This is a genomic window from Colwellia sp. Bg11-12, assembly GCF_014076955.1.
GTDB lineage: Bacteria > Pseudomonadota > Gammaproteobacteria > Enterobacterales > Alteromonadaceae > Colwellia_A.
Genome location: NZ_JACGUZ010000080.1, coordinates 123,130 through 142,661, shown reverse-complemented (window position 1 = coordinate 142,661; position 19,532 = coordinate 123,130). Strand labels below are relative to the sequence as shown.

Genomic DNA, 19,532 nt, shown 5'->3' with positions numbered 1-19,532 from the left:
CTACAGTGTGACCAAATACATAAATATCCATATTTTACTTCTTCGCTTTTCTACTCAGGTTGTTCACAATTTTTAGTGTCTATTTTAATTTGCGTGACGAGTTCTTGTTTATTATCCAAGTAATCATAGATAACGACAGCCTTCAAATATCTAAATGCTTTCATAGATTCTCCGTTGCAGACACTCGTTTTAATATTAGGAGTCATAGCATCAACAAATATTTCAATATCAATGTTTTCTTTTTTGTAATTTGGTAATTGATATGTGTAAGAGAATGTATCTTCATGGGATGAACTTGCAATCCAAGTTGTTTCTTCATCTATTACCATCGGCAATCTTTCGTTAAGTTGAATGGCGGTGTCAGATAAAATATCAGCAGTGTTGCTTTTGGTAGCACCTAAAAGTCCACTCATGGCCCAATAGCTGATCATTACACCACCAATAGCGCCTAAAACGATGTATGAGCTGAGTTTGGTATTTTGACCTAAGCTTGTAACTTCAGATTCGTTTTTTATTTCAAAGCTAGGTGTTTCCGATAAATACTTTGAATACTGTCTTTCACTAAATAGCCAGCCAACATATCCAAATAACGCGCCCCCTATAGCCCATACTCCGCCTTGCCACAATAGTGAAACTAGATCTAACGGATCGGAACTTTTTAGCGCTGGCACTACAGCCATAACCAAATACATGATCAAACCCCAGCTCAATACACCAGTCTGTAAGATATAAAAAAACATGCCGCTTTCTCTTTTCTCGCGCCAATTCTCTATTCTATTAGCCATTGCAGTTTCTAAGTTCTGATTTCCTTTTAACCAGTTATCCGGTACTTGAGATCTTAGATATACATTTTTTACTTTATCTTTATCCCAACCTAAAACGGTCGAAGAAATCAGAGCGTTTATTAACCATCCTAAAAGATAAAATCCAATCATTAGAATTACCATAAGGCCGATAAATCCAATAACCCAAACTAGGCTATTATCGAATTCTCTCAAGGGGGTATCGGTGTCCAGTTCTAACCATATTGATATAAGCCACATAACACCGAATGAGGAGAACATCAGCGTGAAAGGAAGAGTAGCAAGAGCTATCGAATACCTAGTTTTGATCATTGAACTGATATCGGTATTGAATGCGATGTTTGTCATAAGTTCCCTTTATTAAATTTTTATTATTCTTGCAGATTAAACCACATAGACACGATTTATGCACTTTGAGTATTAAATGATGTATTAGATTACTTTATTATAGATTCAGTAGATTATTTTTTTTCATCAGGCTGTTAATGGCACGGAACGGCCCCCACAGAATTTTCTAATGTAGGCTCTTGGCTAGCTGAAGACGTCTCTAATAATCACTAGCCCAATGTTAACAAAGATAGGATAGCTGGCATGATTGAACTGCAAGGATGATGACATTTCAGTTACAGTGGACCACTAAATACTAAATACTAAATACTAAATACAAATCTGTGGACAAAATTAGTTAACCGCTACATAACGTAAAGTTTGAATTAAATGTGTGCTATAAATATGAAAAGTATGATGTTAAGGAGGTCCATCTTGTCTCAGCCAATTCCAACTAAGTTTTTAGATATGTTACCGTTGCCTGTTGTAGTGGTAGAATTTACTGAGGAGACACTTAATCATACTTTTGTCTTTTTAAATAATAAGTTTAATAGCATTATTGGCTGGAGTCTTAAAGAAATACCAGATAAGGATCATTGGTGGCACAAGGTCTACCCAGATGTACAGTATCAAAAAGTTGTTGAGAGCCTATGGGAATTGAGTATGGAGTCCTTAGACTCTGACAACGATAGTTTTGTTAGTATGACGGTTAATATTAAAACAAAGCACAATGGTGTTAAGCGGTTTAATGTTTGCACTGAGTTGAAGAATGTTCTAATTGACGGTTATTATGTTGTAACATTTGAAGAAGTTAATGAATCTCAAGACAATTAAGCAACCGAATCATCTAGATATTTTGTATATTTCTCGGTAGCTAAAAAATGCTCTAATTCTCACTGTTCTATGTTAACAAAGATACGAGAGCTGACATTTCAGGTTCTACCTAATGCTTTTCAATAGTGTTGACGTACCTAGAAGATCTATTTTAATGCTATCAGGATTTTTTGAGCAAAGAACAGACCTTAAAAGTTGATTTATGATAAAAAATTTAACCTGTAGGGGTCCGATTTTACTCAAAAATATTTGAAATTATCTTTTGTAGTATTTTGGTCTGGGGCGATAGCGTAATAGAGATAATATTCAATACCATCAAAAAACTATTAAGCTAACCCTCCTCTTTAGTGTCTCTTGATTCGGATTATTGTGGCTACAACTCGATATATTGATAGGTTATATGGAATTTCAAATAACTGTCAGAGTAAGGGTTTTTACCTGTTGTAGAATTGTATTTTTTTATAATATATAATATTTTTTATGGTGCATTATTATTTTATATTATGAGTTTTGTAGAGATATTAGGACATACACCTGATAGAGAAGAGAATTATAGTTCCGCTTCGCCAGAGTACCAATCAAACGGCATATACACAGTTAAAGGTGAAACCTTTATGACTGTCTGGGCACATCGAAACTATTTTGGTTTAGCTGAAGTTAGACCAGAAGAGAATTCTAGGATAACTAATGAAGTAATTCATTGGGGGGCTCGTTGCATTAAAACAGTTCCTGATAGAGGACCATTTAAAGAAATATATGCCTTTCAAGTTGGGATTATTCAACATGCTATTGAACGAGATGATGGCAAAAATAATGTAAACAAAGGAATGTAAAAATGAAATACGCAATCACCTTACTAATATTTTTTAGTTCAACATTGATAGCAGTGGAATACCCAAGTCAGAAAGAAGTTGATCGTATGTGCTCAGGGAAATATCTGGAGCTATTTAAAAATGATATCAAATGGAAATATAATTCAGTTAAGTATAGAGAAGGCTCTCTTATGGGGACTGACGGTAATCGCTCTGGACAAGTAATGTGTAATTATGATCTTTCAAATATTGATAAAAATATGAAAAAAAGAACAGGTTACTCTTCTATTGTGATAGAAACAGATGGCACTTGGTTTGAATGGAATTGATCTATTTTTGTGACTAATTGTATAACCTGTTTGCTCTCAAACCAATACATTAGAGAAATACTAACAGACCGCTTTTGGCACTGTGATCTTGTCCCATAGATTTTTATAATGTCAGCTTGTGGCTAATAAGTGACCATTCAGTACATCGCTTAGGAGGTTTTCAAATTTTCTTATTTTTTGTGACGTTTTTTATAGTTTTCTCACGACTTTTGACGTAAATTTTTCAATTGATTTAACTCAATCTAGCTACAGCCAAAAAAATCCTGAACGAGAATTCTCATTATTAATGAAGAACCACATATGTGGAGGCGTCATAAATAATGAGAAACGCGTCAGCAGATGAGAAAATCTAACATATTGTGAATAGACATCACTAGTGAGATTATTGGACATTGAATGAGATTGAAAAGTTTCTCCATACTCACTAATATCACAAAACGTACGTTGTGTGTTAATGTTGAAATGACATTTCGGATTATATTTTATATCGATTTCCCCCTACTTAAATAGTGAAAAAAAGCTAGATAAATGACTAAAAAATAACTGTTTTAAGTTCTGATGATTGGCTTGATAGCTAACTTCTATCTGCTAGGTATTAATAGAGAAAACAACTGAATTAATTTTCCAGCCACTTTCAGTGTTAACCAAAAGCAAACTCTTCTTTCCCCAGGCTGACCTTACATCTCCCGCATAAAACGCGTAATCAAAATATACACTTGCTATATCGCCATCATGTTGTATTTTAACATTTTCAAACATTATTTTAGAATCGTTGGTTGGTGAGATAATGACATCAAAAAAATGTATATGGTCACCTGGATAGGTTTTCATTGGCTGCGTAGCACGCTCACCTTTAGCTATTGCTGTGTCGGCTCTACTTTTTTCTTGATTAAAATCATGGCTCGATGAAACCCCAATCCAAGAGATGGTTCCTTCATAAAACAAATTAAAATATCTGGATCTGTCTTTAGTTGTTATTGCACTCTCAAAATCTTTCACTATTTTATACAATGGTTTATTACTTGTGGCTTTGCTGGTAAAAGACACTAGCGTGAACAATAAAATAGATAGCACTAATATAATTTTCTTCATAACTACTCCTTGTTGGATTCTTTAGTTAGCTAACGCATCGTTTACTGGCAAAAATTAGAGGAATGAGCGAAAGCCAACTGCTTTTGTCCATTTGATCAAGTTGATGTTAATAAACTTAGTATAAGCCTTGCCAAAAATAATCATCCAAAGATATAGAGGAATGCCTCGTTTCCTTAGACATGCCGCTATTTGCTCCCGAAGCTATGCCATAATATAATTTTTCACTATCAAGGTAAATTAAGCTATATGACGGAGGTAGCTCTGTAAAGTAAGGACTTTCAATTAAATAGCTATTAAGACCATAGACCTCGATACCTTCTTCACTAATAATCTTATCTGTGATTTCAAGTTGGGTAGTGAAAGAGATTGTTGGCCCGCGTGAATGGTGATTACAGTCCTGCTCGGAAAAAGGTATAGCTGTAGTAATTGATTCTAGAGATGAGTTTATACTAATTCTTATGTTAAAATAACTCCAATTAGAATCTGTTAAGCCGTGAATATAAGAAGGAAAACATTCTCTCAACCAAGATGTTTCAGATATCTTTTTTATAAATTCCTCTTTCGAACCATTTACAACAGAACCACTTCCAACAGAACCACCAGAACCACTTTCAACAGACCCACCAACAACTGGATCACTTCCAGAACCTCCACAAGCTAATAAAGTAATTGATAAACCACCGATACATGCTAACTGAATTTTATTCATTCTAACTCCATAATTTGATAAATTATAACGCCTTGCCAAACGTTAATTTTGATTTGGAATCTATTCTATTAGCCACTGATAAGTCCTTAACAAAATATAAAAACTTCTAATTAATGTCTAAGTTATTGAAATATAAGTGTATGTATTTATTGTAGGTAAGCTGGGAAAATATGGTGTTTTAGCTAAACTCGACAAAATAGGTAAAGTATATTGGAAATGTCGCGTATTCAAAGGTAAACGAGAATGGAAGAAAGGCAGCTATTGTTAGTTTTAATTAGTAAAGGTGAGTAAATTTTTATTCGAATTGGTAATAAGGTAATACTTCTCTGGCTTTAAGTCAGAGCGATTGGATTAGCCCAATTAAGTGCGTTTGAGTTCTAAATTTCACCAGCACAGAATATTAATAACTGGCTTAGTAACGAACTAAAGTCTATGCCTTCGAATTATGTCGACCCTATAACAAAACCTGTTTCAGGGTCTTATAGTCAATCGAGTTTTAGCTGTTTGAGTAAAGTAATATAAGCCGATTCATCACCAAGTAATTTAAAAGCCGGTTCTATCGCTAATTTAAACACTTCAATATCTCGTTCAGCCACCAAAGTTTGTAATAATAAAATCGCTTTTTCATTTTCACCAGCCCATGCATAAAACTTTGCTTTTTCATAGTTGTTAAAAGTAGGGATATTTTCAACGATGAAATTAAGCGCACTACTTCGCCCCTTCTCTTTCAGCAAAATTATAAACTCAGCAATGGTATTTTGCGGTATCTTAAGTTCTTTAAAAAATAACGGCGCATGACTTAACAAAGCATCATCATTGCCACTAGCTAATGAATTCCATACATAAAGTGATTCTCGATAACCCGCAGAAAAAGTCGCCGCCTTTTTCGCTACTTCACGATCAGCCCTTTTAAAATCACCACGGTAATAAAAAGCCTCATAAGCCCTAATTTTATTGTAAGCCAGTGGACTAATCGTAAGCATATGTTTTGCCAGCTGTTCAGCTTTATCAAATTGCTCGGTAATTAATGAATATTCGATGTACCATTCTAAAATCATCAGGTCTTGATTACCTCGTTCAAAAGCTAGTTGAAAAGCTTGGCCCGCCGCTTGATAATTATGATCTTTATACAGATAAGATAACGCTACCGCCAATTGAACGTAAGCAGGATTGGGATCTAGCTGTAATGCCTTGATGGCTAATTTGCTTGCCTTATCAATAAACCCACCCGTTTGTACTTCTCCTGACAAGGATTTTAAAAGATAACCATAATAATAACTATAAGATAGATGAGCATATGCTTGTGCATAATCTGGGTAGAGATCTATAGCTTGTTGATAGGCATTCATCGATTTTTCATTTTTACCTTGGTAATGAAAAAATTGAGCCCGCAAAAAACTATCATAAGCCACGGCAGGTATAGGACTTAACTTTGAATTGTTGTTTAATATAACCTGATTTGATGACAAATTTAAACGAGTGACTATTTTGGAAGCGACTTCTGCTTGTATTTCAAACAAATCACTTAAATTTCGTTGATACGTTTCACTCCAAATATGAACATCTTTCACGGCATTAATTAATTGTGCCGTCACTTGAATTTTGTCACCTTCGAGTTGAACGGAGCCTTCTAATATCCAATCTACATTTAACTGTTCAACCACTTCCTTTACGGAAATTTTATTCCCTTTATATTGCATAACGGATGATCGAGACGTCACTTGAAGATCCGACTCTTGTACCAGTTGATTAATAATAATGTCAGTTAAGCCATCGGCGATATACTCTCTATTCTTGCTCGAAGAATAAAAATCGAATGGCAAAACCGCCAGCCGGGCAGCTTGATTTGAATCTAGATTTCTATTTGAAGAGTTGTCCTCGGGGGTAAGTTGAAACCACAGCGCTATGAAAATAACCAACCCGAGTAGGGCTGCGACCATCCAATTTACTTTAATACTATGGTTATTCGGGGACATTGCTTTAACTGGCGCTATCAGTTGATATCCTTTTTTGGATAAAGTTTTGATATAAGAAGGTGATTTGAAATCATCGCCTAATGCTTTACGCAAGCTACTAATCGCCACACTAAGTACATCATCAGCGACTACTTGATTTTTCCATAGCTGATCAAGCAGTTCATTTCTGGTAACCACACGTTGCCGATTATTCATAAGATAAACCAATAATAGCATCACTTTTGAATCAAGGTCTTTGTGCAGATGTTTGTTTTGAATACTTAAGCCATCAAGCTTAACTAGCCAATCTCCCACCAAAAATGTATTTTCTTTCGACATTGCAATTGCTTATAGGCGTTGAATGATCGAACTTTACCAAAAATAGAGCGACACTGCACTAAATCTGTATATGTATCAGAATCTGATTAGATATTACAGGACTTGTCCCACAGCTTGTCATTTCTGAAAATAATATTTATCGTTTTCGATAGTAAAATAAATATTAGTCCACAATTGCTGTAATGTTTTTTACATAATTAAAATCTATTTTTTAAAATATTAAAAAGGTCAATTTAGAATTTCACAAAAAAATCCTATTTTCAAAGTTGTAGAAACAGAAAGTATTATCAGTCAATATTCCCATTATAAAATTTAAGCAAAAAAAGTGAGACTAAGGTCTTCTGTGCGCACACAGAAGACGTTAACACAGTCATTTTATGATATGTCATCGAATGACTATTAAGGTTCACTTCTGTCGTTGAAGTCATGTTCCAACTTTATTTGAAGTGTTTTTAGTACTTTTTTATTACATAAAAGGTACTACCACATTTTTTTCTATCTTTATTCACAAAGCGCATTTTTATTTAACAGCATAAGTAGGCTTGCTTGGGATTTTTGTTTTTATCTTTATTTAGCTTTTACCAGTCAAACAAAAAATGGCGCTTAGTTAATCGTATTTTATGTAGAAGTATTACTGCCACGGTACTAAAAACCTAATGGCAGCAATTTTCAATGACAGGCGTTTTAGTACTAATTGAACGTTTTTGGAATACTATGCAATAACTCATCATAATGCGTGTAAACCTTAGGCATATCCATCTTATTCAAAAAATCAGAGCAAGTTAAGTAAGCCAATAGGTAGCGAGCATCTTCAACCCATGGTGGTAGGTACTTTCCAAGTTGGCAGAGTCCCATTTCTTCTAATTTATACAATACGGGGATGTCTTCAATATCGAGCTTCCCACAAAATAATAATTTAAGGCAATCTGCTCTACCATTGGCAGCGACGGCTTTTAAGAAGTTATGTACTCGTATAAGCCCTTCTAAATAAACACCGTCTTTAGTGAATGGCGCACCACCGGTTAATAGACCACCTCTGAAAACTCTTCGGCTATTTTCATAAGCCTGTGATTCGTTACCTATACGGCCTAGGAAATAGTTATAAACCTCTAAGAAGTCAGCTCCTTCAATCGACATTTGTATCGCAATAATACGGTCAGCTAGTCTACGTAGCCTATCTAAGTCAATTGAATTAGTAATGTATTCAGCAAATACCGCTAATCCTTCTTGTGTTTTTGTGGTCCCAGGATGGCCTGCAGCCAATATTTTAAGGTACGGCTGATTTAAGCCATTAATTGATGTGGCAACATGGATGTGTGCTTCATGATTGATCAGCTGTTGAGCATCAAGATCGGTAAAACATGCCGTTTTTCTAATCCTAATGAGTTTTGGGTTTGCTAAAGCATTAGCTGAAAGTTCGTCAACAATTTCGACTTTGGGTGCATCGACACCAAACATTTTGGTGACAGCTGTTTGCATTTGTTCTGCAATATCAGAAGCGAGATAACACATCGGAGGTGGCGCTCCAAAATCGTAACTTGCATAACTGCTAATTTGTTTGTCAAAGGCTTTAGCTAATTCAAGTGGTGTCGACTTACCGTCAGCAAAAGGGTTAGTGGGTTTGCCATAAAGTTTTTCAGAGAACTCATAAAACTGTTTAGTGCCTACAGATGCCATCATTAAGGCACCATATTCAAGTTTAATTGCAGTACGATTTAGCCATTCATCTATGTCTGAATTCCCCATCAGAGCTCTTGCTTCATTCACCAAGGTTAAAGTCTTACTCGGATCGAATGAAGGGTAGCTTACTATGGGGAGTTCTTTACACTTATCGGCAAAAAATTGGCTTTTGATATCTCTGTTCCACTCAAGATGAGACAGTATTCTAATCGGCTGACTGGCGCTATATAGAATCGAACTAATTTTACAAATTCGTTCTTTTTCTACTTCTGTTGCATTCATCGGTTATTAAATTCCATGGTGATCACAAGTCACTGACTCTCTTATGCTAAAAGGGGGCAACGACATAGAGTAAAAATACCATTATCATTAATGGTAATTAAATCAATATTTTATAGTGAATTAAGGCATTTTAAAATCATTACTTGTTAATGTTTTTGAAGAACCTACACCGCAACCAACAATCAAGTTCATCGCATTCTTAGCGCTGCCTTCAATATGTTTAACATCTTCTTTTGGTGCAAAAATCACAAAACCATTAAATGGGCTAGGGCTTGTTGGCACAAATACAGCAAAATGTTCTTCTAACTCGTCGGTGATATACCCCAAAACAAATTGTTCTGATTGGAATGCTTTTAGCATTACTGGACGAGTGAAAGATCCCCCTTCTTTACTTTTAAATTGGCTCAGCAGATCTCTTATCAAGGTGTAACCAGGAATAGGAACAAGCAATCGTTGTTCTAATTGACCATGAACATAGCGTCCCCATGCTGTTTGAACCAGTAATCCAATAATAAAACATAATAAAAAGACAGCTGCAAAAGCCAGTATTTCAGCTAGAGGGATATGCTCGACAAATTGCGTTGAGAAGAAAGTAGATATTGGCTCAAACGCCATTGATAACGAATTTAATAACCAAAAAGCTATTTTAAAAAGAATAACAACGGGCAGTAATATTACTATCCCACCAATGAATGCCGTCAACAAAAAACTTTTAAGCTTTTTTAATATACTTAATAATTGCAAAGTAAAATCCTATAAATATTTTAAATAATAGTAAAAAATTAAAGTTAGCAAGATTTTAACCGAAATAATAAAGCTTACTATCGTAATATTACGTCTATTTCGTCCACTAATATAGACCACTGTGAACCAGATATTAGACCAAGTTGATTAAATAACGTAGGGATAGATTATCTATTTTTCATGGTTAATTTTTGCTTATGTGTCATGTTTACATTGTAATGCCAAACAATCACTATCTCTATCTATAATCATGGACGTATCTACTCGAACCCCGCTACCTGCATAGTTACCATTTGCAGTAAAAGTACAAACCTGTACATACAAATTATTGATATAAGGTAAAGGAAATAATGTCTGATAAATTTGATCTCTTGTCTCAAAGTTTCCTGATTTTTCTGCGATCACTTGCTGATGTTCATCGACTATCTTTATGTTTGCGCCGCACCTACCAACAATAGGCTTAGTGACATAGCCACTTCGAATCAAATCATCATTTAGCTCAAAGCTAGTATTTAATAAATAAGGATGATTTGGAAAGAGTGTGCACAGCACAGGTAAAATGGCTTTGTTACTTGGGATAAGTGTCCAAAGCGGCTCAAATACCATAATGTTGTCATTTAAAAGTACGTCAGATAAGCGAGGTTTCTCATGTTTTAGGTGTTTTACTTTATTGCGTATTTCATCTTCAGAATTTCTTATTTCATCAAGCGCCGTTTCCCATGCCCATGTTTTCCATATCCATTGAAGTTTTATGCCGGTTGAGTCTTCAATTTCATTGTGTTCATTCCATTTTAAGGTGTCTATACCAACGATAATTTTACATTCGTGACCGGCTGTCTCAATCGCATTTTTCATAAAGAGTGCGTGATATGTTTCTTCAGGATCATCATCTTGTAATATATGAATAACTGAATTGATCGCTCGAGCTTTCCATGCTTTAACCAATTGGTTAAACAAGTCTTTACCCGCATCAGTGCCCCCTTTCACTTTGTAGTGTTTTAACCATTTGCCTTGTACTTTGCCGACTTCCATATAGCAAGATGCGGAATCACAATTATACTCATAGACCTTTAAGCCATATTCAGACATGGAAAAATCGAAACGACTTGTTACTAACTGATTGGCTCGGTTAGACCATGAACGTTTAATTTTTTCATGTAAATGAGTAGGTAAACCAAATTTTTCTAATAATTCAGGGTGTTCAAGCACGTAATCGGTGGCATGCATAAACATTTGATGTAGTTCATCTGTTGCCGTTTCGAGTGCTATTTGTGCTTGCGAGGAAATATTATAATAGCGTAAAGCGCTAGATTTATTGTATGACAATTGATGCCCATTCATCATTTTAAAAAACGCATATTCATCGTCGTTGGCAATATTTAACCAAGGAGAATTATCTTTATTGGGCAGTAATGCAGTACAGGACTCAATGTTAAATAATGCGGGTATTGGCAGAGTAGCAATTACCGCGTTTTCTGCGTCATCTGTTTGTATTAACCAGCCTAAAATAGTTGAACCATCAGAAGGGCAGTGCAGCCAATAGTCTCCGTCATCACCTAATTTTGCTTTTATTTCACGAGAATAGTTTTGCCCCTTTGGCCAAGGAGAAAATGCCATATTTTGTTCTGCAATTTGCACTTTATCGTTAAAGACAGCGGTAATGATAGCGACGTGACCTGTTTCTTCGAACTCACCACCTTCCTCCCATATGAGCAAACTTCCTAATTCAGGTAATCTCTTTGCGCCATTCTCAAATGCATTAAGAGCAAGCTCAGTGTTATTAGCAATGTCTCGAACCGAACGTAAATTAAATATTTCGTATGCCATAGCGACATCGTTAAAAATATAACCTTTGTTTGTGTAAAGCCATCTTCGTGCAAACTCAACACATTGCCATTTATGTCCCATATAAATGCCATCAACATAACTTCTAAAATCACTTCTAGATTTATAGATTAATGGGTTAGTTGTTTCGTAGTCGCTGGAATATGCGATAACATTACCAAGAGCAACACCGATAGGTGTACCAAAAGAAACGTCTTGTCTATTTTTAATTTTAGTCATTTTGTCCAGACTTAAGTTGCTATTAATGGCAAAAAACATTCTTGCGGTATAGCATTGCCCTTGAAAAGAAGTTAAGTGAGATAATTATTTAGGTGAGATTTATTCTCATTAATTCTTACTTTACAGTAAGCTTAATCTTTGGGTCAAGATCATAATAAACTTGGGGGATATTTTCCTTGTAAAGTTATTGATAACTCCAAATACAAAGAGCTTTACAAGTGTTTTTTATTTAATAAATCGTAAAAACCCAGCTATTATTCTAAAGAATAAGAGGCAAAAATTTCATCATAACGTCCACTTCGTTTTAATTTTTTTAGACCTTTGTTAAAGGCATCTCTAACTTTTTCATCATGAAAAAGAATATTATTAGGACTTTGTCCAAACAGTGGAAACTTATCAACGGGGATTGAGGTCTTTATATTACCTTCCTTTTCAATTTTAGAACGATAATGGTTAAATATTTGCAAATCTAACTGAATAACATCAAAACGCTCTAAAAATAACATTTGAACCTGCAATTCTTGGTTATGATTTTCTACGTAAAGAGGGTTTTTGTTCGCCATTTCTTCATATTCCCCGCCTAAATGGGTTTTTGCTCCTTGCCAAGACATTAAGGAATATGAAACCAACTCATTGATATGGATAAATTTATAATGATTTTTTTTAAGTGTAAAAGCGAAGTTTTCGTAAGCATAAGCTTCGTCAGATAAAAAGCCATGCAGACTTTCCTTTTCGATGGTTTTGAGATTCATATCACAAGCAGCATCAACATCTTTAGATCTAAAAGAGGTTATTCGACGAGCGTACGGATAATAAAGGGGGGTAATTTCATAGCCTGCTGGCTCTAATGATTCTTTTATTAAGGTGATGATTATACCGTTGTTTGTTTCAGGCATTACCCAAGGTGCAAGAGCGTCACCGAATGCGACGGTAATCTTTTGATACGAAAAACAGGGTACAGAAAATGAAAAAAAGAGTATGAATAAAAGTGTTTTTAGCTGCATATTCTCATTAAAACTATAAAATAAAAAGATAGGATAAGTATAGACGAATAAATATAGACAAATAAAAAATATCTATAGATATTTAAAAAAAACAACGGCTAATGTACAAGTAACTTTAGGATGAAAATTAATAATCAATTTTAAATGTTAATGCACTCAGCCATTTTGTTTTTAAAACAGAAAAGTCTCTATGCTATACTTCTAGCTGCTAACCATCCCTTTACACTCAATAGAAAGGTTTTATATGAAATTAACGGCTTTGCAATCTAAAATATTATTAGCACTTTTTTCCCTACTCTTACTTTCTGTCGCTATTTACTTTTATTCAGCCAAAGAGGTTGCTCTGCCCAAAATGACGGTGCAAGAGAAAAAAGCTCGTTTTAAAAATTTAATTATTCCAGCTGTAAATGAAGTCTATGACGAACTTACGGTTCAGTACCTTGATGTTTCAGAGTCACTTATTTCGGGGGATAACAACGATATGATAGAAAGGCTTAAAATAGAATACAAAGCAGAGAGTGACAACGAACTATTAATGGCGCTTAAACCGCATCCAAAGAGTATTGCCATTGCACAAGCAGCAATGGAAAGTTCTTGGGCAACCTCTCGCTTCTTTAACGAAGCTAATAATATATTTGGTGTTTGGTCATTTGATAAAGATGAACCTAGAATAGCGGCACTCAAAAAACGGGGTGATAAAACAATTTGGTTAAAAAAGTATCCTTCGGTTAAAGCCTCTGTAAAAGATTATTATCGAACGCTTGGACGCAGTGCTGCATTTGAAAAGTTCAGACAATTAAGGTTGAAAACAGATAACCCGTTCTCTTTAGTCAAAAGGTTAGATCGTTATTCTGAAAAGGGTGCAGAATATGGTGAAGAATTAACATCAATTATTAAATTTAATGATTTTAATAGCTACGACGAATAGTGGGCTTCCCTTTTATTATCATTACTAAGCCATAGAATATTTTTAAAATTTATAAAATAAGTTAATAATATATTGCTTGTAAGGGCAAAAAATGTCGTTTGTGGTTCAAGTGAACCCAGTTTTTAGGCAAGTTAAACTTACAAGCTAACGCTTACTTCTTGATAAACATCTTTTCTTTTTCGCTCTTCATGAACAAGTGTTCGACATTTCAAATACGGAGAACTCCCTGTCTTTTTAACAGGAGTTTTTTTAGAACATTGGCATATCAACTCATTTATTTTCTAAACCGGGTTCCACGACCTTAAGATTATCATTGAATTTTATATTCATTGGCTTATCAATATAACGTTGATAAGCAACACTCATTGAGCTGTGATCCCTTGATGTCTAATCATCTGCCTAAAAGCGCCAGGGGTTATACCGAAGCGGCGCTTAAAATGTCGATAAAAATGGCTCAAATTACTAAAACCAGAGGCGAAAGCAATTTCGGTTATATCAGTGTTTGAGCTCGCAAGCATTTTAGCCCCTGCGTCGCAACGCACTTTGAGTAAATATTCAATGACACTGAATCCGGTATGTTGTCGAAATTGGCGAGCGAAATGACTTCTTGATATGTTAACGTGATTTGCCACCTTATCTAAGGTGATATCCATTGTGTAGTTGTTATTTATCCAGTTTTGAGCATTCGTCATTCGCAGAGATGAGTGGGTGTCTTTATTTTTTTCATAGCCGGCGCTACTGATATGAATGAGTAATAATCGTAAGTATAAATTTTCTTTCAAACACGCATGCAAAGGTGAACTGGAGTTAGGATAAGTGGCGATTTCAGTCGCTATTTTTTGCATTTCTTCAGTGCAGTGAATTGTGTTTAGGTTAACGTTATTTGTTAAAAATCTCCCTTGGGAAAGTGTCTTTAAATACAGGCTGTTGGCGTGAGTTGACAAAGTATTAAATGACAAAGGGTCAATACATGCAAAAAGTAATTTTGTTTCAATTTCTTGAGTAATACAAATTGAATGTAGATACTCAGCAGGGATAAAAACAGAATCACCCGTAGACAAATGATGCATTTCACCATTGAGGCTAATATTTACCGCCCCTTTTAAACAGACAACAAACTCATGTAGGTTATGTTGGTGTTGGTCGATATCTCGACGCAGCATAACACTTGATGTCCAAAGCATTAAAATAGTCCGATAGTACAATTATGTGATTCAATCGTATGCGACACCATTTAATAAAGCTACTAAAATAATATAAATATAGCACTATTGTACTTTCTATAGTTAGGAGAGCGACTTTTTCGCAAGCAATAGATAACTGTAGTGCTAACTTACTATTCATTTTAATGGAGAAAAATATGATTGTTGTACACCACCTTAATAATTCTCGGTCTCAACGGGTACTTTGGGCATTGGAAGAGCTAGGCGTTCCATATGAAGTGAAACGATATGAACGCGATCTCAAAACAAACCTTGCCCCTGTTAGTCTAAAAAATATACATCCTCTGGGGAAATCTCCGGTGATCACCGATGGTAAAATTACAGTTGCAGAGTCAGGGGCTATTATCGAATACCTTGCTCAAACCTATGGGCAGAAAGATTTTATTCCAAAGGCTCAAAGTGAGGCCCATCGTCAGTACCTTTATTGGCTGCATTTTTCTGAGGGAACCTTGATGCCACAGCTATTACTAAAATTGATTTTTGAAAAAATAGTCAAGCACGCTATGCCCTTTCTTATTAAACCTATCGCCAAAGGTATTATGAAAAAAATAATGACCGGATATGTTGGTCCAAATATTAAAGGTAATTTAGACTTCATCGAAAGTCATTTAAAAAATAATGAGTGGTTTGCTGGCCACCAGCTATCAGGCGCCGATATTCAAATGAGTTTCCCCTTAGAGGCTTGGGTTTCAAGAAATACCAGTGAAAATAATTATCCTGAAATTATTGCTTATGTAAAACGATTTCAGGCACGAGCTTCTTATCAAAGGGCCTTAAAGTCTGGAGGCACTTACGATTATGCTTAATCACAGTGCTTCAATCGTTTCGAGTAAACAGGAAGTGTTTATTGATATTAACAATTTTCTGATAGTCGACTGCTTGAAGATAAAATGTTACTGATGGTAAGCGTGAGTTATGATTTAATATTATGATTTTTATAATGATAAATTCATTCACTCATTCGATATAACAAATAATAAGGTGTAATACGTTTTGAAAATTTTAAAGAATAGTGTGTATTTACTATTAATTGCTGTGTTTTTACTCGTTATTTATCTTTATTCAAATGTAGCATATGACAAATCTGTGGCAGCGCTTACGCCACGCTGGGCAGGGGAGCCTTCACAGTTTTTAAATATTGCCGGTATGAACATACATTTAAGAGACGAAGGTCCCAAATCTGATGAAGAGCCTATTATTTTGATTCATGGTACGAGTGCTTCGTTACATACTTGGGACGGCTGGGTTGAAGCCTTAAAAGAGCAACGAAGAGTTATTCGTTTCGACTTACCCGCCTTTGGTTTAACGGGACCAGAATCTAAGAACGATTACACGATTGAACATTATGCTGAAGTTGTTATCGCCGTATTAGATAAATTAGATGTTAAAAAAGGTGTGCTGGCGGGTAATTCTTTAGGTGGATATATTTCTTGGGCGACTGCTGTGTTGTACCCTGACAGAGTATCCCAGTTGATTTTAGTTGATGCAAGTGGGTATCCTTTTAAATCTGAGTCTGTACCGCTTGCCTTTAAACTCTCAAAAAGCCCTTTAATGAGTGGCTTATTAAAAAATGTACTGCCTAAGTCATTGGTTAAAAAAAGTGTTGAAAATGTTTATGGGGATCCTGATTTGGTGACTGATGAATTAGTTGAACGATACTATGAACTATCACTTCGAGAGGGTAATCGTGGCGCTTTGACAGAACGTTTTGATCAAACACTACCAGGGCCTTTAGCTAAAAAAATCAGAACAATAAATATACCCACACTTTTAATTTGGGGGAGAAAAGATAAGTTAATCCCCCTTGAGGTTGGATTGAAATTTAAACAAGAAATCGCAACAAGTGAATTGGTTGTCTTTGACGAACTCGGTCATGTACCCCACGAAGAAGATCCTCAGGCGACGGTATTGGTCGTTAAACAATTTTTACAAAAAAATAAGATTAAATCACCTTTGTGAGTATGTCTTATCAAACTTTGCTCATCTCATTGATGATCACTTGAATAGGTCTTTTGAAGTAAATGGCGATTAAGACGAGTCTTTGTGATTCACTGCTCAATTCTTGACCTTGACGACGACATAACTTAGCAACTGCTTGTATGATTGGTCGATAGTTAGTCGTATCTATTGTTTGTTGTTTACTTTCAATTTCTATTAATGCCAATAACGCCGTAAGTTCATGGGGGGGTAAAACGGTCAAATTTTGATGAGAAAATAAATAAACTTCGATGGGTGTTAAGTTTTGATAATCACGTTGGCACAACCCATCACGTAATGTTTCATTACTGCCAAATAACATCATCGAGCGCAAATAAATAAAGGGAGGTATGCTTTCAATTAATTTATTACCCGCTAATAAGTAATGTAAAGCATTGCGTTGCTGATGGTCTATTTGCTTGAAATTGTCTTTTAACTGCAGGGCTGGTGTAAAAAAGCTTAAGGTATCGTTTGTTTTAATTTGTGCGATAAGTGCGCTGGGTAAGCGCTTACTTTCTATTAATGTTGTGGCTATTTTTTGATAAAAATCAAAGGAGGCCAACACGCTTATTCCTTCTTGAAATAGATGCGCTAACTGAACAATATTCTCAGATTCTGCTGATGTTAAGTAATGGTTGAGCAAGGCATCATTGTCACCTTTTGATAATAAATCGATGAATGTCTGCATATGTTGCTTCATTGTAACTCTTGTTTGGCGCAAATAATTGCCTCAGTGTATACGCTAATTGTTTTGCTGTATGGTATTTATTAGAGAATAAAGTTATCTGTTTACATTAATCGTCATTACCATAATTGGACTAACACGCACACTATCGGGGATTTATTTTAAACAATATAAAATTAACGTTTATCTATAATAAGCCTTGATGTCATCGTTGATTGCGTCTAAGTTACTGCGCAAGCGACTTACTCAGTACTCGTTATTAATTATCTTCTTCGATAAGCAGTCGAACGTCCATTATAAGTAGACACTATGAGCAATACTTTTACTAAACTTGTCAGTCAATTAACGCATTCATTAGAGCAAGAAAACGATCACGAGTTGCTGGTTTCCATAGAGAAATATCATCCAGCTAAATTGGGCCGTTTACTTGAATCGCTCCCCAATAAATATCGAGACGACTTTTGGAGTTTGATCCCCGTTAATGGTAAAGGTGAGGTCTTACTCTCTGTACATCGAGAATTGCGTCAATTTCTAATAAAAAGAACCAGTGAAGCTGATTTACTTAAATGTTTGTCTACGCTTCAAATGGATGAGTTGGCAGATATTGATGCGGATTTACCTCTACCCGTAGTAAGCGCTATGGTTGAAGCCATGGACAGCCAACGAAAAGAGCGCTACCAGACAGTTGCTTCTTTTCCTGATAACACCGCTGGTGGGATGATGGATGTTGACGCCACTGCCGTAAGAAAGGATGTTAGCCTTAAGGCTGTTTATCGGTATTTGTGCAAGTTAAGAAAAAAAGAGGGCATGTTGCCTGAACAACTTGACCAGCTCGTCGTTGTCGACAGAAATAATAAAGTACAAGGCACTTTATACCTCAGTGATTTGGTTTCAATGGACAACAGTTTGTCGGTTGGCGATGTCATGAAAAACGATGTGCCGTTAATCGATTCATTACAATCGGCAACTCAGGTTGCGCAAATCTTTGAAGATCACGACTTAATATCAGCTCCGGTTGTTGACCAAAATAATTATTTGTTAGGTCGGATAACAGTTGATGATGTTATTGATGTTTTAAAAAATAGTTCTGAGCAACGTTTATTGGCCTCTGCTGGTCTTAACGAAGAGCTAGATATGTTTGCGCCTGTTGCCCATATCTCTTTCAATAGAGCGATTTGGTTAGGCACTAATTTAATTACCGCATTCGTCGCGGCTTGGGTGATCGGCTTTTTTGAAGCTTCCATAGAGCAGCTTGTTGCACTTGCTGTACTGATGCCAGTAGTGGCAAGTATGGGTGGCGTCACCGGAAGCCAAACCCTAACGGTTGTTACCCGAGGTATTGCTCGTGACCTAGTGAGCAGTGCGAATATTGTTTCGCTGACCTTTCATGAATTAAAAGTCTCTTTTATTAATGGTTTACTCTGGGCTGCAGTGGTCTTTATAATCACTATTTTATGGTATGACGATTGGAAATTAGGAGGCGTTTTTGCGCTGGCACTTTTTGTTGTTAGCTTAACGGGTACGCTTTCAGGGGCACTCATTCCAATTGCCTTGAAAAAGCTGGGTGTTGACCCTGCAATTGCTGGCGGTGTTGTGTTAACAACGATTACCGACGCAGTAGGTTTTTTAATATTCTTGGGTACGGCGACTTATATTCTGATTTAATTGCACTGTTTTATAAAGCGCATTAGGTCAATCTGCAGTGTGTGTGGCTGCCCATTCACGTTGTCTAAAAATAAGATTGA

17 protein-coding genes are annotated in these 19,532 nt (G+C 35.7%); 7 read left to right on the top strand and 10 right to left on the bottom strand.

Features of this window, described 5'->3' with window-relative positions; translation table 11 throughout:
• Nucleotides 1–50 precede the first annotated feature (50 nt).
• Nucleotides 51–1,151: a hypothetical protein gene (locus tag H4J39_RS17055; protein WP_182229538.1), complete on the bottom strand. Its 1,101-nt coding sequence runs from the start codon at nt 1,149–1,151 to the stop codon at nt 51–53.
• A 414-nt stretch (nt 1,152–1,565) separates the two neighbouring features.
• On the opposite strand from H4J39_RS17055, the gene H4J39_RS17050 reads away from it, so the two are divergent.
• The 3 genes from H4J39_RS17050 (at nt 1,566) to H4J39_RS17040 (ending at nt 3,105) form a co-directional block, all read left to right on the top strand.
• The gene (locus H4J39_RS17050; protein ID WP_182229537.1) at nt 1,566–1,964 is read left to right on the top strand and encodes a hypothetical protein; all 399 of its coding nucleotides are present in this window, start codon (nt 1,566–1,568) and stop codon (nt 1,962–1,964) included.
• A 449-nt stretch (nt 1,965–2,413) separates the two neighbouring features.
• Nucleotides 2,414–2,797 carry a hypothetical protein gene (locus H4J39_RS17045; RefSeq protein ID WP_182229536.1) on the top strand — a complete coding sequence of 128 codons (384 nt, stop codon included), beginning with the start codon at nt 2,414–2,416 and terminating at the stop codon, nt 2,795–2,797.
• Between the two features lie 2 nt (nt 2,798–2,799).
• Nucleotides 2,800–3,105 (top strand): hypothetical protein, encoded by a 306-nt coding sequence (locus tag H4J39_RS17040; RefSeq protein ID WP_182229535.1) that lies wholly within the window; start codon nt 2,800–2,802, stop codon nt 3,103–3,105.
• 588 nt (nt 3,106–3,693) lie between these two features.
• Here H4J39_RS17040 and H4J39_RS17035 read toward each other — a convergent pair.
• From H4J39_RS17035 to H4J39_RS17005, 7 genes are all read right to left on the bottom strand, one after another.
• Complete coding sequence (locus H4J39_RS17035; RefSeq protein WP_182229534.1) at nt 3,694–4,197, bottom strand: hypothetical protein; 504 nt, start codon at nt 4,195–4,197, stop codon at nt 3,694–3,696.
• 115 nt (nt 4,198–4,312) lie between these two features.
• Nucleotides 4,313–4,906, bottom strand: coding sequence for a hypothetical protein (locus H4J39_RS17030; RefSeq protein WP_182229533.1), 594 nt, complete (start codon nt 4,904–4,906; stop codon nt 4,313–4,315).
• Nucleotides 4,907–5,391: 485 nt separating this feature from the next.
• A complete protein-coding gene (locus tag H4J39_RS17025) occupies nt 5,392–7,200 on the bottom strand; it encodes a winged helix-turn-helix domain-containing protein (RefSeq protein WP_182229532.1) in 1,809 nt (602 codons plus the stop codon).
• Nucleotides 7,201–7,890: 690 nt separating this feature from the next.
• Nucleotides 7,891–9,162, bottom strand: a complete 1,272-nt coding sequence (locus tag H4J39_RS17020; RefSeq protein ID WP_182229531.1) for a flavohemoglobin expression-modulating QEGLA motif protein — start codon at nt 9,160–9,162, stop codon at nt 7,891–7,893.
• Between the two features lie 120 nt (nt 9,163–9,282).
• On the bottom strand, nt 9,283–9,906 hold the full coding sequence (locus H4J39_RS17015) for a DUF502 domain-containing protein (protein WP_182229530.1): 624 nt from the start codon (nt 9,904–9,906) through the stop codon (nt 9,283–9,285).
• A 195-nt stretch (nt 9,907–10,101) separates the two neighbouring features.
• Nucleotides 10,102–11,970, bottom strand: coding sequence for a glutathionylspermidine synthase family protein (locus tag H4J39_RS17010; protein ID WP_182229529.1), 1,869 nt, complete (start codon nt 11,968–11,970; stop codon nt 10,102–10,104).
• Nucleotides 11,971–12,224: 254 nt separating this feature from the next.
• Nucleotides 12,225–12,974, bottom strand: coding sequence for an ABC transporter substrate-binding protein (locus H4J39_RS17005; protein WP_182229528.1), 750 nt, complete (start codon nt 12,972–12,974; stop codon nt 12,225–12,227).
• A gap of 244 nt (nt 12,975–13,218) precedes the next feature.
• Here H4J39_RS17005 and H4J39_RS17000 point away from each other — a divergent pair, with 244 nt between their 5' ends.
• Nucleotides 13,219–13,902 carry a glucosaminidase domain-containing protein gene (locus tag H4J39_RS17000; protein WP_182229527.1) on the top strand — a complete coding sequence of 228 codons (684 nt, stop codon included), beginning with the start codon at nt 13,219–13,221 and terminating at the stop codon, nt 13,900–13,902.
• A 362-nt stretch (nt 13,903–14,264) separates the two neighbouring features.
• Here H4J39_RS17000 and H4J39_RS16995 read toward each other — a convergent pair whose 3' ends face one another.
• A complete protein-coding gene (locus H4J39_RS16995) occupies nt 14,265–15,086 on the bottom strand; it encodes an AraC family transcriptional regulator (RefSeq protein ID WP_182229526.1) in 822 nt (273 codons plus the stop codon).
• 176 nt (nt 15,087–15,262) lie between these two features.
• Here H4J39_RS16995 and H4J39_RS16990 point away from each other — a divergent pair, with 176 nt between their 5' ends.
• Nucleotides 15,263–15,931: a glutathione S-transferase family protein gene (locus tag H4J39_RS16990; protein WP_182229525.1), complete on the top strand. Its 669-nt coding sequence runs from the start codon at nt 15,263–15,265 to the stop codon at nt 15,929–15,931.
• 187 nt (nt 15,932–16,118) lie between these two features.
• A complete protein-coding gene (locus H4J39_RS16985) occupies nt 16,119–17,084 on the top strand; it encodes an alpha/beta fold hydrolase (RefSeq protein ID WP_182229524.1) in 966 nt (321 codons plus the stop codon).
• A 10-nt stretch (nt 17,085–17,094) separates the two neighbouring features.
• Here the strand turns inward: H4J39_RS16985 and H4J39_RS16980 are convergent, their stop codons facing one another.
• The gene (locus tag H4J39_RS16980; protein ID WP_182229523.1) at nt 17,095–17,802 is read right to left on the bottom strand and encodes a hypothetical protein; all 708 of its coding nucleotides are present in this window, start codon (nt 17,800–17,802) and stop codon (nt 17,095–17,097) included.
• A gap of 294 nt (nt 17,803–18,096) precedes the next feature.
• Here H4J39_RS16980 and mgtE point away from each other — a divergent pair, with 294 nt between their 5' ends.
• Entirely contained in the window at nt 18,097–19,452 is a 1,356-nt protein-coding gene (mgtE, locus tag H4J39_RS16975; protein ID WP_182229522.1) for a magnesium transporter, read from the top strand.
• Nucleotides 19,453–19,532 lie beyond the last annotated feature (80 nt).